This is a genomic window from Rhodococcus sp. NPDC003382 (assembly GCF_053589135.1).
This window is the reverse complement of sequence record NZ_JBSFRH010000011.1, coordinates 12,363-26,610: the sequence shown is the minus strand read 5'-3', so window position 1 is coordinate 26,610 and position 14,248 is coordinate 12,363. Positions and strand designations below refer to the sequence as shown.

The following is a 14,248-nucleotide window of genomic DNA, read 5'->3' as shown; positions in this document are numbered from 1 at the left end:
ACTAAGCGCTCACTTAGTAAACCGGTGACGGTGCATGATGTCAACGAGCACCCCGATCGACCAGGACGGACAACCATGACCGACAGCACCGCCACCACCGCCGGACCCGGCGACCCCGCCGCCCTGACCGGCGTCAAGTCCGACGTCGCGCGGCGCCTCGTGCTGTCGGCCGTGGACTCGTTCGCCCGGCGCGGCTACCACGCCACGACCACCCGCGACATCTCGGTCGGCGCAGGACTGAGCCCCGCCGCGCTCTACGTGCACTTCCCCTCCAAGGAGGAGGTGCTGTTCGAGGCGAGCCGCATCGGGCACCGGTTCGTCCTCGACTCGATCACCGCGGCCGCCGCCGGCGCGGAGACACCCGTCGAGCGGATCCGCGCGATCGTCGACCGGTTCGTGCGCATCCACGCCGAACACCACACGATGTGCCGCGTCGCCCAGTACGAACTGCACGCCCTCACCGACGAGCACTACCGGGAGATCGCCGAGATCCGGCGGGCGACCGACGCGGTGATCCGCGAGGAGATCCAGCGCGGCGTCGACTCGGGTGCGTTCACCGTCGGCGACGTCCCCACCGCGGCGCTGGCGATCCTCTCGCTCGGCATCGACGTCTCCCGCTGGTACCAGCCCGGCCGCATGGACATCGACGCGCTCGCCGGCAACTACGTCGCGCTGGTGCTGTCGATGCTCGGCGCCGCCCCGGGTGCGAACGCACAGGGCACAATGCCCACATGAGCGCCCACGCCACCGTCCTGGTCGTCGACGACGACGAGGACGTGCTCGCGTCGCTGCGCCGCGGACTGCGCCTGTCCGGTTTCGCGGTCCTGACCGCCACGGACGGTCGCGACGCGCTCGCGGTCGTCGAGCAGCAGCGGCCCGACGCGATGGTCCTGGACATGAACATGCCGGTCCTCGACGGCACCGGCGTGGTGACCGCGCTGCGCGAGGCGGGTGACGACATCCCGATCTGCGTGCTCAGCGCCCGCAGTGCCGTCGACGACCGCATCGCCGGTCTCGAAGCCGGCGCCGACGACTACCTCACCAAACCGTTCGTGCTCGCCGAACTGGTTGCGCGGATCAAGGCGATGCTGCGACGCGGGCGGGGTGGCGCACCCTCGGCGACCGTGCGGGTCGGCGACCTCGAACTCGACCCTGCCGGTCGTCGCGTGCACCTCGCCGGGGTGCCGGTCGAACTGACCAAACGCGAGTTCGAGCTGCTCGAGGTGCTGGCACGCAACACCGGGATCGTGCTGACCCGCGAGCGGCTACTGTCGCTGGTGTGGGGCTACGACTTCGACTCCGACACGAACGTCGTGGACGTGTTCGTCGGATACCTGCGCCGCAAGCTCGAGGCCGGCGACGCACCCCGACTCGTGCACACCGTGCGCGGAGTCGGATTCGTGATGCGAGAACCGTGATGCCACACCGTTTTTCACTTCGAGCGCGGGTTGCGGCAGCAACGGCGCTGGGCACGACCGTGGTCGTCGGCGTGCTCGGCGTGCTCGTCGCGATCGAGATCGACCGCAACAACCTCGCCCAGCTCGATCGCCGCCTCGACACCGCCGCGCAGGTTCTCGTCGCCAACGCCGGGACCGCCGGATTGTTCCTGCCCGCGCTCGGCGACGCCGGCGCGTTCGCGGTGACGATCCGCGCCGAAAAGGACGGCCACGTCCGCAGCAGCACCCCGACGCAGCTCCCCGAACTCGACCTCGGGGCCCACACCGTCACGGTCGGCGATGTTCCCTACCGCGCCGTCACCGCACCGGTCGAGGCGACGCGCGGCCGCCTGTCGGTCGCCGTTCCGTACGCGGAGGCACAGGATGTCACGACCGCGCAGCACCGGCAGCTGGCCGTCGCCGGGCTGTGCGCGATCGCGGTCGCCACCGGTCTCGGCTGGGTGTTCGGCGGCCGCGCGGTGCGGCCGCTGGTGGATCTCACGGGCCGGATCGCCTCCCGGGATCCGGATCTCGCGCCCCGCAGATCCGGTGTCCGCGAGGCCGACGAACTCGCGGCCGCCGCCGGAGCGATGCTCGCCGACGTGGCACACGCCCAGGCCGGCACCGACGCGGCGCTCGCAACCGCGCGGGACTTCGCGGCCGCCGCGGCCCACGAACTGCGGACACCGCTGACGGCGATGCGCACCGACCTCGAGGTGCTCTCGACCCACGACCTCGCCGCCGCCGACCGTACCGAGATCCTCGGCGACCTCGTCCGCACCCAGGGCCGGGTGGAGTCGACCCTCGACGATCTCGAACGTCTCGCCCGCGGCGACCTGTCGAGCACCGACGATTTCGTCGACACCGATCCGGTGGAGATCTGCGATGCGGCCGCCGCCGAGGCGCGCGGCCGGTATCCGGGCCTGACGGTGGAGGTCGACGGGGAACCCGGTCGTCTCGTGCCGGCACTGCCCGGGGGCCTCCGGCTCGTCGTCGACAATGCGATCGCCAACGCGGTCCGGCACGGCGGCGCCCGCCACGTCCGACTGACGGTCACCCCGGACGGCCCCGACACGGTGCTCACCGTCGACGACGACGGCACCGGGGTGCCCGCCGAGGAGCGGGAGGTCGTGTTCGAACGGTTCCGGCGCGGCACGGGCGCATCCCGCACCGGTTCCGGGCTCGGGCTCACGCTGGTCGCGCAGCAGGCGGCGCTGCACGGCGGGACGGCACGCCTCGAGGACTCACCGCTCGGCGGAGCGCGCCTGACGGTGCGGATCGCGAACCCGCAGGGGTGAGCCGGGTCCACACCTCGGGTGGGTTCGCCGCGGCACCGGCCGCGAGCACGATGGACGCATCAGACCACCCGATCGTCCACGGAGGACCGAATGTCGAAGAGCCGCAAGCTGATTGCCGCCATGATGATGACCGCGCCGTTGCTGCTCGGGTTCGCGGGCACCGCCGGCGCCGACTCGATGCACCGGAGCGAGGACGGTCGCTGCGACGTCGCGCTCGTCGACGAGCACGGGAACATCATCCGCATCGACGAGAAGTCTCCGGGGACCCGGCTCGACGGGCTGCGGTGCGACGACGGACTGTGGCGCTTCACCACCAACGGCAACACCTACCGGAGCGGCGACGTCGCCACGGCCACCCTCGTCCGGGAACGGGACCGGGATCGGTGAGAAAGCACGACGCCCCGCATCGCGAGCGATGCGGGGCGTCGTCGTGGGTCGATCTAGTTGGTGCCCAGCAGATCGATGATGAACACCAGCGTCTTGCCGCCGAGCGGATGCCCGGAACCGGCGGGACCGTACGCGAGCTCCGGCGGGACCGTGAGCTTGCGGCGGCCACCGACCTTCATGCCGGGGATGCCTTCCTGCCAGCCCGGGATCAGACGCCCGAGCGGGAACTTCACGGACTCGCCGCGGCTGAACGACGAGTCGAACACGTCGTTCGTGTCGTACTCGACGCCGTGGTAGTGCACGTCCACGACCGCGCCGGGCTGCGCCTCGGCACCGTCACCGACGGTGATGTCCTCGACGACCAGTTCGGTCGGGGCCGGACCGGTGGCCGGTTCGACGACCGGCACCGCCGGCGGCACCTTCACATCGAGCAGGTCGATGACGAACACCAGCGTCTTGCCCGAGAGCCGGTGGCCGGATCCGGCCGGGCCGTAGGCGAGCTCCGGCGGGATCGTCAGCTGACGACGGCCGCCGACCTTCATGCCCGGGATGCCTTCCTGCCACCCGGCGATCAGGCCGGCCAGCGGGAAGGTGATGGACTCACCACGGTTCCACGACGAATCGAACTCCTCGCCGGTGTCGAACTCGACACCGACGTAGTGAACCTCGACCTTCGCGCCGGGGGTGGCCTCGGCACCGTCACCGACCGTGAGGTCCTTGATGACCAGCTCGGTGGGTGCGGGACCGTCCTGGAACTCGATCTCCGGCTTGCTCATGCGTGTTCTCCTCGTCGAGGTTGCGTTCGGACGCGCGTCAGCGCGCGTCGAGGGCGGTGTAGGCGCGCTCGGTGTAGCCGGTGTAGATCTGGCGCGGGCGGCCGATCTTCAGGGTCGGATCCGAGTGCATCTCACGCCAGTGCGCGATCCAGCCGGGCAGGCGGCCGAGCGCGAACAGCACGGTGAACATGCGGTCCGGGAAGCCCATCGCCCGGTAGATGAGACCGGTGTAGAAGTCGACGTTCGGGTACAGCTTGCGCTCGATGAAGTACTCGTCGGTGAGCGCGGCTTCCTCGAGCTTCATGGCGATCTCGAGCAGTTCGTCGCCCGCGCCCAGCTTGGAGAGGATCGAGTCGGCGGTCTTCTTCACGATCGCGGCACGCGGATCGTAGTTGCGGTAGACGCGGTGACCGAAGCCCATGAGCTTCACGCCGTCTTCCTTGTTCTTGACCTTGCGGACGAACTCGTTGACGTCGCCGCCGGAGGCCTTGATCTTGTCGAGCATCTCGAGCACGGCCTGGTTGGCGCCGCCGTGCAGCGGGCCCCACAGCGCGTTGATGCCACCGGAGATCGAGGTGAACAGGTTGGCGTCGGACGAACCGACCAGACGCACCGTCGACGTGGAGCAGTTCTGCTCGTGGTCGGCGTGCAGGATCAGCAGCATGTCGAGAGCCTGCGCGATCTCGGGATCGATCTCGTACGGCTCGGCCGGGAACCCGAACGTCATACGCAGGAAGTTCTCGACCAGCGACAGCGAGTTGTCCGGGTACAGGAACGGCTGGCCGACGGACTTCTTGTAGGCGTAGGCCGCGATGGTCGGAAGCTTCGCCATGAGGCGGATCGTCGACAGCTCGACCTGCTCCGGGTCGTCCGGGTCGAGGGCGTCCTGGTAGTACGCCGACAGGGCGTTGACGGCGCTCGAGACGACCGGCATCGGGTGCGCGTTGCGCGGGAAGCCGTCGAAGAAGCGCTTGAGATCCTCGTGCAGCAGCGTGTGCCGGCGGATCTTGTCGGTGAAGACCTCGAGCTGCTCCGAGGTCGGCAGCTCACCGTAGATCAGCAGGTAGCTGACCTCGATGAACGTCGACCGTTCCGCGAGCTGCTCGATGGGGTATCCGCGGTACCGCAGGATGCCCTTCTCACCGTCGATGTACGTGATCGCCGAGGTGGTGGAGGCAGTGTTGACGAAACCGGGGTCAAGGGTGGTGTACCCGGTTGCAGCAAGGAGCTTGCCCAGCTCGATACCGTCATTGCCTTCCGTCGCCTTGGCGATCGACATTTTGTGCTCGCCACCGGGGTAGCTGAGGGTGGGGTTTGTGTCATTCTCAGCGGGCACGAAGGATCCCTCTCAAGCTCAGACCTACGAGAAACTTCCGAACATTCACGTAGAACCTAGCCGCTGGCCGGGGCGGGCGCCCAGGGAGGGTCGGTCGAAAGTCCCGGGACGGCTACCCATGCGAAGCGGAGGCGAACCCTCGTCGTGCCCGGCGATCGGCGCACACCGACGGACGTGAATGCCGCTCACCTGCGACAACACTCCACGCAAATCGATATCACGATACCGGATCGCGCGCGGTGAGGCACCCCCGGCGTGTCCGGCCGAATGTGCACCGCACCGGTACAACGGTCACACCCGGGGCGCTCGACCCCCGTCGGACCGGGGCACTCGGCCCCGTCAGACCAGGGCGCTCAGCCCCCACTGACCGGTCCACGTCTCGCCGGGCTGCAACACGACGATGTCGATGCCCAGATTGAACGCGTCCGGCGGGCACGTCGCCGGCGCGAGCGCGAGGGCACGGCCGCGGCCCGGATAGTCGTCGGCGATCGACGCGTGCACCCACCCGAAGCCCGGGCCGGTCCACAACCGCACGCCGCGACCGTCCGGGCCGAGCAGGTCGTGCCGGACCCGTCCGTCGACGTCCTCGTCGAGCGCGCTGAAGGGGGCGTCGAGCGTGACGCCGCGCAGCGACCGCGGAGAGGTGAAGTCGTAATCGCTGTCGGCGACGGGCTGCGAGTACGCGTTCGGCAGGGACCGCTCCGGGTCGACGGGCAGCCGCGTGCCGGCGGCGATCTGCAGCGTGCAGTCGTCGAGGTCGGAGTCGCCGGCCCGCAGGTACGGATGCGCACCCAGACCGAAGGGCGCGTGATAGCCGCCGATGTTGGTCGTGGTGTGGGTGACTGTCAGCCCGGCCGGCCCCAGTTCGTGGGTGACGGTGAGCCGCAACTGGTACGGCCAGCCCTTGTGCAGTCCGACCTCGAGCGCCTGCACGACCCGATTCTCGCTGTGCGACAACAACTCCCAATAGCTCGCCCATGCGAACCCGTGCAGCGCCGCGCCGTGCTCCGGATCGGTCACGGCGAGTTGGTGTTCGATGCCGTCGAAGAAGAAGTGGCCGTCGCGGACCCGGCCCGGCCACGGGGCGAGCACGACACCGCTGTACAGCGGTGGCCGCTCCCCGGCCGGCCAGCTCTCGGTGAGCGCGTAGGCGCCGTCGGGCACCTCGTGTTCGAGCAGACGCAGCGCACCGCCTGCACTGGACACCACAGCCCGGTACCCGTTCCCCTGGACACCGAAATCCCTCGGATCGGACATGCCCACAGTTTCCACGGCCGCGACGATCCACACCACCGAATCGGCGCCTCCGCGCCCGTGTGTCGTTGTGGCGGTCGGGACCGCCACAAGTACACACCGGCGCCTACGACACCCTCACGACCTCTTTCGCGACCCGGAACCGCACGAACGCGGGGAACGCGAGCACACAGAGTGCGGTGCCGATCACGACGAGCACCCCACCGCCGGCAGCCGCGACCGCGGTGCCGACTGCCGCCGCGGCGACACCGTGCGCGACGTCGCCGATGCGCGGTCCCCCGGCGACGACCACGATGAACACACCCTGCAGCCGGCCGCGCATCTCGTCGGTCGCGACGGTCTGGAGCATCGTCGAGCGGAACGCCGCCGACACCATGTCGACGGCACCGCCGAATGCCAGGAACGCCAACGCGATCCAGAGCAGCACGGGACCGTCACCGGGCTCGGCGAACGCGACCGTGACACCGAAACCGATCATCGCGACACCCCACAGTGCGATGCACACGATCACCGCGAGCCCCTGCCGGCGCACCCGCGGCAGCCAGCCGGAGAACACGCCGCCGAGCACCGCGCCGACGGACATCGCCGCGAACAGCAGGCCGAGGGCGAAGCCGCCGGACACCGGGTCGCCGAACGACTCGTGCGCAATCTGCGGGAACAGGGCACGGGCCATGCCGAAGACCATCGCGACGATGTCGACGACGAACGAGGCGAGCAGGATCTTCTGCGTCGACAGGTACCGGAACCCGTCGAACACCGCGCGCAGCCCGGCCTTCGTGGTCTCCCCGAGCGGCGGGATCGCCGGCAGCCGCACCACCGCCCACAGCGTGGCGAGCAGCGCGACGGCGTCGAGCAGATACAGCGCGGACAGCCCCAGTACCGGGATGAGAACCCCGGCGAGCAGCGGTCCGGCGATCGCCCCGAACTGCATCACCGTCATGTTCAGCGAGGTCGCGGCCGCGATCTGCCCCGGTGGCAGCAGCCGCGGGATGATCGCGGACCGCGTCGGCTGATTGACCGCGAAGAACGCCTGCTGCACCGCGAACAGCCCGAGCAGCACCCACACGTTGTTCAGTCCCGCGGCGGCCTGCGCCCACAGCAGCAGCGCCGTCACGCCGAGACCGGTCGTGGTGATGGTCAGCAGCCGGCGCCGGTCCATGACATCGGCCAGCGCCCCACCCCACAAACCGAACACCACCAGCGGGACCAGCCCGAACACACCGGTCAGGCCGACGTAGGCGGAGCTGCGGGTGATCTCGTAGATCTGCTGCGGCACCGCGACCACACCGAGTTGGGCGCCGATCGTGGTGACGACCCCCGCCGACCACAGCCGCCGGTAGGCGGGGTCGCGCAGCGGGGTGGTGTCGGCGAGCAGGCGCTTCACGGCTGGAGCCGAACTGTCGACCACTGCCCGTCGACGAGCCGGGTGAGGACGCGGTTGTGGAGGCGGTTGGGACGACCCTGCCAGAACTCGACGGACTCGGGAACGATCCGCAGGCCACCCCAGAACGGCGGGACCGGGATGTCCTCGTCGACGCCGTAGCGTTCCCCGACCTCGATCATGGCCTGTTCGAGCGCGGCCCGGGACTCGATCGGCTGCGACTGCCGCGACGCCCACGCGCCGAGCCGCGAACCACGCGGCCGGGTGTGCCAGTACTCGGCGGTCTCCTCCGCCGACACTCGCGTGACCGGTCCCCGCACGGTGACCTGCCGGTGCACGGGAAGCCACGCGAACGTCGCGGACGCGTACGGCCGCGCCGCGAGCTGACGGCCCTTGTTCGACTCGTAGTTGGTGAAGAAGGTGACGCCGTCCGCGTCGATGTCCTTGCACAGCACGGTGCGGGTCACCGGGCGGCCGTCCTCGTCGACCGTGCCGAGCACCATGGCGTTCGGTTCCGGTACCTCGGCGGCGATCGCGTCGGCGAGCCACCGCCTCAGCAGCGACAGCCAGCCGCCGGCGAGGTCTTCGGGTTCGAGGTCGGCGTCGACGGACGCGGCCCCTTCGGGGCCGGCCTTCGCGTAGTCGACGCGCATCGCGGCGAGTTCCCCGGGACGCCGGGGTCGGTTCTGCGGATCTGACGACACGGGCGAAGACGCTACTCCGGAGACTGCGGGTCCGACCTGCAGCGGGGAGGTCTACAGTCTTGTTCGACGACAGCGGTGGGGTGCCCATCACATTCCGGCGCCTCGCCTCACAAGCAGTGCGACCCGGACCGGGCCGCACGAAAACAAGGAGAGTCCACCGTGGCATCGCGCGCGTCAGTACCCGAGGATTTCGTTGCCGGCCTCGAAGGCGTCGTTGCCTTCACCAGTGACATCGCCGAACCCGACAAGGACGGCGGCGCACTGCGATACCGCGGTGTCGACATCGAGGACCTCGTCGAGCGTGGTGTCACCTTCGGAGACGTGTGGGCACTGCTCGTCGACGGCAAGTTCGGTCGCGGCCTGCACCCGGCCGAACCGTTCCCCCTCCCGATCCACACCGGCGACGTCCGCGTCGACGTCCAGGCCGGCCTGGCCATGCTCGCCCCCATCTGGGGATTCCAGCCGCTGCTCGACATCGACGACGACACCGCCCGCGACAACCTCGCCCGCGCCGCGGTGATGGCGCTGTCCTACGTCGCCCAGTCCGCCCGCGGCATCTACCAGCCCGCGGTCCCGCAGAAGCGCATCGACGAGGCCAAGACCGTCACCGAACGCTTCATGGTCCGCTGGAAGGGCGAGCCGGACCCGGCGCACACCGCCGCCATCGACGCCTACTGGGTCTCCGCCGCCGAGCACGGCATGAACGCCTCCACGTTCACCGCGCGCGTCATCGCCTCCACCGGCGCCGACGCCGCCGCGGCCCTGTCCGGCGCGGTCGGCGCGATGTCCGGACCGCTGCACGGCGGCGCCCCCGCCCGGGTGCTGCCGATGATCGAGGAGACCGAACGCACCGGCGACGCCCGCGCGCTGGTCAAGGGCATCCTCGACCGCAAGGAAAAGCTCATGGGCTTCGGGCACCGCGTCTACCGCGCCGAGGATCCGCGGGCCCGGGTGCTGCGCAACACCGCCCAGCGCCTGAACGCCCCGCGCTTCGAGGTCGCCGCCGCGCTCGAGCAGGCCGCGCTCGCCGAACTGCGCGAACGCCGCCCCGACCGGGCCATCGAGACCAACGTCGAGTTCTGGGCCGCGGTGATCCTCGACTTCGCCGAGGTCCCGGCCGCGATGATGCCCGCGATGTTCACCTGCGGCCGTACCGCCGGCTGGTGCGCGCACATCCTCGAGCAGAAGCGCCTCGGGAAGCTCGTGCGACCGGCCGCGATCTACACGGGACCGGATCCGCGCTCCCCCGAGAGCGTCGAAGGCTGGGACACCATCGCACACAGCTGACCCGGCAGTCTTCGGGCGAATCGGAGGGGCCCCGGCCGGATCGGACGCAAATGCGGTGTCGGGGCCGGTGACACGGGCGGTCTAGACTACCTGTGCACCTGTCCCTCGACGCTTAGGACACGCATTCCGATGGCTGACGCTTCACCGATCATTCCCGCCGACCTCAAGCCCGCAGACGGCCGCTTCGGCTGTGGCCCCTCCAAGGTTCGCCCCGAACAGCTGCAGTCGCTGGTCGACGTCGGCGCCTCGGTGTTCGGTACCAGCCACCGCCAGAAGCCGGTCAAGGACGTCGTCGCGCGGGTGCGAGGCGGCCTGCGCGACCTGTTCTCGCTGCCCGAGGGCTACGAGGTCGTCCTCGGCAACGGCGGGTCGACCGCGTTCTGGGACGCCGCCGCGTTCGGTCTGATCCGCGAGCGTTCGCAGCACTTCACGTACGGCGAGTTCTCGTCGAAGTTCGCGTCGGTGGCGAAGAAGAACCCGTTCATCGGCGATCCGGTCGTCGTGTCGGCCGAGCCGGGTTCGGCTCCGGAGATCGTCGCCGACCCCGACGTCGACCTGATCGGCTGGGCGCACAACGAGACCTCGACCGGTGTCGCGGTCCCGGTTTCCCGCCCGGCGGGTTCGGAGAAGGCCCTCATCGCGATCGACGCGACCTCGGGTGCCGGTGGTCTGCCGGTGAACATCGCCGACGTCGACGCCTACTACTTCGCGCCGCAGAAGTGCTTCGCGGCCGACGGTGGGCTGTGGGTGGCGCTGATGAGCCCGGCCGCGCTCGAGCGCGTCGCCGAGATCAAGGAGTCGGGCCGCTTCACGCCCGAGTTCCTGTCGCTGCCGATCGCGATCGACAACTCGGTCAAGGACCAGACATACAACACCCCGGCGCTCGCGACGCTGCTGATGTTCGCCGACCAGATCGAGTGGATGAACAACAACGGTGGTCTGGAGTGGACCACCGCGCGCACCAAGGATTCGTCGTCGCGCCTGTACGAGTGGGCCGAGGCTTCGGAGTACGCGACGCCGTTCGTCGCCGATCCGGCCTACCGCTCGCAGGTCGTCGGCACCGTCGACTTCGTCGATTCGGTGGACGCCGCGGCGGTCGCGAAGATCCTGCGCGCCAACGGCATCGTCGACACCGAGCCGTACCGCAAGCTGGGCCGCAACCAGCTGCGCATCGGCATGTTCCCGGCGATCGATCCCGAGGACGTCACCCAGCTCACCAAGTGCATCGACTGGGTCGTCGGCCAGCTCTGAGTTCCACGTGACGGTGGAGGACCGGGCCCGGTGGGTCCGGTCCTCCGCTGTTTCCCACCCCGGGTGAAACCCTCGACTCCTGGTCGAGACTTCCAGTGAACCCAGCACCATAGCGCGTCCCGGGGGAGGTTGCACGACAACCCGCCGGGCGTGGCGCGGCGTGTCCTGACCTCACCGCCCCCACCGTTCCGTTACAGTCGGGCGGGTCAGTCGCGAACCGGCGCGAGGAGGTCATGGTGCGAGAGCTTCGAGTGGTCGGCCTCGAGCCCGACGGTTCCCACGTCGTGCTCGCGGATCCCGCGACCGGCGACAAGTTCCGCATCCCTGTCGACGACACCCTGCGCGCCGCCGCCCGCGGCGACCTCGCGCGTCTCGGCCAGATCCAGATCGAGACCAACAGCCAGCTCCGCCCCCGCGAGATCCAGGCCCGGATCCGCAGCGGCGCATCCGTGGAGCAGGTCGCCGAGGAAGCCGGCATTCCGATGGCGAAGGTCGAGCGTTTCGCCTACCCGGTGCTGCTCGAGCGGTCGCGGGCCGCGGAGATGGCGCAGCAGGGTCACCCGGTCCGGCCGGACGGCCCCGCGGTCGAAACCCTACTCGAGATCGTCACGCAGGCCTTCCGCACCCGCGGTCACAACATCGACGCCGCGACCTGGGACGCGTGGCGCGACGACGACGGCCACTGGGTCGCGCAGCTGCAGTGGAACGCGGGACGGTCCACCAACAGTGCGCACTGGCGGTATCAGCCCGACGCGCACGGCGGCACGATCGTCGCGCTCGACGACATCGCGAGCGACCTCGTCGATCCGGACTGCGCCCGGCCACTGCGGTATCTGACGCCGGTGTACTCGGCTCGGGACGTCGACGACACCCTCGACACCGACACGGTGGGCGAGCGGGCGTCGGCCGCCGCGGAGCCGATCACCCTGGATCGAGCGGAGCCGGAGCCGGCCGAGCAGCAGGTCACGGCCGAGGCCGAGACCCCGGCCGTCGACTCCGACGAGGACGTCGAGGCCGTGGCCGAGCCCGAGGACGATCCGCAGCCCAAGCTGGCACCGCAGCACACGCCGGGCAAGGACAAGCGCGGCAAGCCCGCGCTGCCGTCCTGGGACGACGTGCTCCTCGGCGTGCGCAGCAACGGACGCGCCTGAGGAACGTCCCGATGGCGGCGTCCGTCTCGACCCTCTGGTACGTCGACGCCCCCGAACCGGCCGCGGTGTTGTGCTCCGCCCGCCCGGACCGCGATTCCGCGCATGCGCTCGTGGGGCGACTCTATCCGGATCTGAATTCGGTTCCGCTGGAACGGGTTCCGCTGGTAGAGGCCGCCGCGTGCGCGGAGCGGGACCGGGTGTACGTGGGCAGCTATCCGGGTGTCACGGTGGTGTGCAGTCCCGACCTGCCGCAGCAGCCGTCGAAGACGCCCGAAACCTGGACGCACACACTGGGTTCCGAGCACACCTACCTGATCCGGTCGGATCCGCCGCGGGCTCTGGGGGCGTTCGCGCAGTGGCACCACGGGGAACTGCGACGCGCGTTCAGCGCGACGACCGTCGACATCTTCGAGGATCACGGCGTGCCGTTCGTGTGGGAACGGCCGTTCTGGGCCGGTGACCATCCTGTGCGCTGGCCCGTCGATGTCACCCCTCCCCCGCAGGCACTGCCGTTCCATCCGCGCCGTCTCGTCGAGACCGCCAACGCGGCCTGGCTCGGCTTCCGGTACATCGGCCGCGAATCCGGAGAGCCGGATCCGGCCGACATCGAGGTCTGGCGGTTCGGTCTCTACCGCGACGGCGAGACACCGCCGCCCGCAACGGATTTCACTCCACCGCCGGAACGACGGCGACGTCGCTGGTGGGGACTCCTCCGCTGACGGCCGAACCGGAGATCACAACGACGTCAGCAGGATCAGCCAGCCGAGGGGAATGCCCGCGGCGACACCCACAGCCACCCAGCGCCACAACGGAATCCGGCTCCACACCCACAAGGTCGGGGCGGCACCCGCACCGGCGACCAGGTTGACCCCGAAGGCGAGCACCGGACTGATGCCCACCAGCACCGAACCGAACGCGACGACCGTCACGACGGTCACGATGAGCGCGAACGCCGTGAGGGTCAGACCGGTTGCCCACGGGGTTGCCGAGGGAGCGGAGCGAGTCATCTCGGGATCCGCACCCGCTCGTAGAACGCCATGGCGGCAGCGGTCGCGACATTGAGCGAATCGGTGCCCGGCGCCATGGGGATACGCGCTCGCACGTCGGTGGCACGCATCGCGTGCTCGGTCAGTCCCGGACCTTCGGCACCGAGCAACAAAGCCACCTTCTCCCCCGTCATCGCTTCGGCGAGGGTAACAGCCCGAGGGTTCGGCGTGAGCGAGATCAACTGGAAACCGCGACCGCGCAGCAGATCGAGGTCGTGCGGCCAGTTCGGCAGGTGCGCGAACGGCACACGCAGCACGTGGCCCATGGACACGCGCACCGCGCGGCGATACAGCGGGTCGGCGCAGCCCTTGCCGAAGAGCACGGCGTCGACGCCGAGACCGGCGGCGTTGCGGAACATCGAGCCGATGTTCTCGTGATCGTTGACGCCCTCGAGCACCGCGACGGTCGTCGCCTTCTCTAGCACGTCCCCGAGGTCGAGGGGTTCGGGGCGGGACGCGGCGGCGAGAACACCCCGGTTCAGGTGGAACCCGACCACCTCGGCCATCACCTCGGCGGAGGCGCGGTAGTACGGCACGTCGACATCGCGCAGGTCGTCGGCGAGTTCCCCGAGCCGGCGGTCGACGCCGAGCAGGCTGTTGGGCGTGAACCGCGAGTCGAGCATGCGCTGCACGACGAACACGCCCTCCGCGATGACCAGGCCCTTGCCGCCCGGGAGATCGGGGCGGCGATCCGAGGAGTTGAGATCGCGGAAATCGTCCAGCCGTGGGTCGGCGGGATCGTCGATGTCGATGACGTGAACCACGTCGCCCATTGTCCCAGTTCACGCCTCGCGTGCAGGCGTCGGGGCGAGGGAATCCGGGTCCACCGGAATGTCGCGCTGCCAGGCCGCTGCGGCCGGGAGCGCTGCGTCGACGACCGGCCGGTCACAGGGCGACGACCGTCCGCAGCGCGGTGATGTCGGTCTCGTCGGTACGGGTGC

Annotated in this window: 15 protein-coding genes and 1 pseudogene; 8 read left to right on the top strand and 8 right to left on the bottom strand. The window is 70.0% G+C overall.

Going from position 1 to position 14,248, the window contains the following annotated elements; genetic code table 11:
- Positions 1-75 precede the first annotated feature (75 nt).
- The 4 genes from ACWDUD_RS10100 (at position 76) to ACWDUD_RS10085 (ending at position 3,121) form a co-directional block, all read left to right on the top strand.
- Positions 76-735: a TetR/AcrR family transcriptional regulator gene (locus tag ACWDUD_RS10100; protein ID WP_248675389.1), complete on the top strand. Its 660-nt coding sequence runs from the start codon at positions 76-78 to the stop codon at positions 733-735.
- On the top strand, positions 732-1,418 hold the full coding sequence (locus ACWDUD_RS10095) for a response regulator transcription factor (RefSeq protein ID WP_450109218.1): 687 nt from the start codon (positions 732-734) through the stop codon (positions 1,416-1,418). Before ACWDUD_RS10100 ends, ACWDUD_RS10095 begins: the two co-directional genes overlap by 4 nt.
- Entirely contained in the window at positions 1,418-2,734 is a 1,317-nt protein-coding gene (locus tag ACWDUD_RS10090; RefSeq protein WP_450109217.1) for a sensor histidine kinase, read from the top strand. Before ACWDUD_RS10095 ends, ACWDUD_RS10090 begins: the two co-directional genes overlap by 1 nt.
- Positions 2,735-2,824: 90 nt before the next feature.
- On the top strand, positions 2,825-3,121 hold the full coding sequence (locus ACWDUD_RS10085; protein ID WP_197250847.1) for a hypothetical protein: 297 nt from the start codon (positions 2,825-2,827) through the stop codon (positions 3,119-3,121).
- Positions 3,122-3,174: 53 nt separating this feature from the next.
- On the opposite strand, the gene ACWDUD_RS10080 is transcribed toward ACWDUD_RS10085, so the two are convergent.
- The 6 genes and pseudogenes from ACWDUD_RS10080 to pdxH form a co-directional block, all read right to left on the bottom strand.
- Positions 3,175-3,528 carry an FKBP-type peptidyl-prolyl cis-trans isomerase gene (locus ACWDUD_RS10080; RefSeq protein WP_248675404.1) on the bottom strand — a complete coding sequence of 118 codons (354 nt, stop codon included), beginning with the start codon at positions 3,526-3,528 and terminating at the stop codon, positions 3,175-3,177.
- 21 nt (positions 3,529-3,549) lie between these two features.
- Positions 3,550-3,897 (bottom strand): annotated as a pseudogene (locus tag ACWDUD_RS10075) (FKBP-type peptidyl-prolyl cis-trans isomerase); the annotation flags it as partial.
- Positions 3,898-3,934: 37 nt separating this feature from the next.
- Positions 3,935-5,233 (bottom strand): citrate synthase, encoded by a 1,299-nt coding sequence (locus tag ACWDUD_RS10070; RefSeq protein WP_248675391.1) that lies wholly within the window; start codon positions 5,231-5,233, stop codon positions 3,935-3,937.
- 339 nt (positions 5,234-5,572) lie between these two features.
- Entirely contained in the window at positions 5,573-6,490 is a 918-nt protein-coding gene (locus tag ACWDUD_RS10065; protein ID WP_450109216.1) for an aldose 1-epimerase family protein, read from the bottom strand.
- Between the two features lie 103 nt (positions 6,491-6,593).
- On the bottom strand, positions 6,594-7,871 hold the full coding sequence (locus tag ACWDUD_RS10060) for an MFS transporter (protein WP_450109215.1): 1,278 nt from the start codon (positions 7,869-7,871) through the stop codon (positions 6,594-6,596).
- Complete coding sequence (gene pdxH, locus ACWDUD_RS10055) at positions 7,868-8,521, bottom strand: pyridoxamine 5'-phosphate oxidase (protein WP_450109288.1); 654 nt, start codon at positions 8,519-8,521, stop codon at positions 7,868-7,870. The genes ACWDUD_RS10060 and pdxH overlap by 4 nt, the downstream gene beginning before the upstream one ends.
- A gap of 210 nt (positions 8,522-8,731) precedes the next feature.
- Between pdxH and ACWDUD_RS10050 the strand changes: the two genes are divergently transcribed.
- From ACWDUD_RS10050 to ACWDUD_RS10035, 4 genes are all read left to right on the top strand, one after another.
- Positions 8,732-9,859, top strand: a complete 1,128-nt coding sequence (locus ACWDUD_RS10050) for a citrate synthase 2 (RefSeq protein WP_248675393.1) — start codon at positions 8,732-8,734, stop codon at positions 9,857-9,859.
- A gap of 129 nt (positions 9,860-9,988) precedes the next feature.
- Entirely contained in the window at positions 9,989-11,110 is a 1,122-nt protein-coding gene (serC, locus tag ACWDUD_RS10045) for a phosphoserine transaminase (protein WP_197252847.1), read from the top strand.
- 236 nt (positions 11,111-11,346) lie between these two features.
- Positions 11,347-12,261 carry a septation protein SepH gene (gene sepH, locus ACWDUD_RS10040; RefSeq protein WP_450109287.1) on the top strand — a complete coding sequence of 305 codons (915 nt, stop codon included), beginning with the start codon at positions 11,347-11,349 and terminating at the stop codon, positions 12,259-12,261.
- Positions 12,262-12,272: 11 nt separating this feature from the next.
- The gene (locus tag ACWDUD_RS10035) at positions 12,273-12,980 is read left to right on the top strand and encodes a DUF6928 family protein (protein ID WP_450109214.1); all 708 of its coding nucleotides are present in this window, start codon (positions 12,273-12,275) and stop codon (positions 12,978-12,980) included.
- Positions 12,981-12,995: 15 nt separating this feature from the next.
- On the opposite strand, the gene ACWDUD_RS10030 is transcribed toward ACWDUD_RS10035, so the two are convergent.
- Together ACWDUD_RS10030 and ACWDUD_RS10025 are read right to left on the bottom strand one after the other, a co-directional pair.
- Positions 12,996-13,268 carry a DUF2537 domain-containing protein gene (locus tag ACWDUD_RS10030; protein WP_197252849.1) on the bottom strand — a complete coding sequence of 91 codons (273 nt, stop codon included), beginning with the start codon at positions 13,266-13,268 and terminating at the stop codon, positions 12,996-12,998.
- On the bottom strand, positions 13,265-14,071 hold the full coding sequence (locus tag ACWDUD_RS10025; RefSeq protein WP_197252858.1) for a TrmH family RNA methyltransferase: 807 nt from the start codon (positions 14,069-14,071) through the stop codon (positions 13,265-13,267). Before ACWDUD_RS10025 ends, ACWDUD_RS10030 begins: the two co-directional genes overlap by 4 nt.
- Positions 14,072-14,248 lie beyond the last annotated feature (177 nt).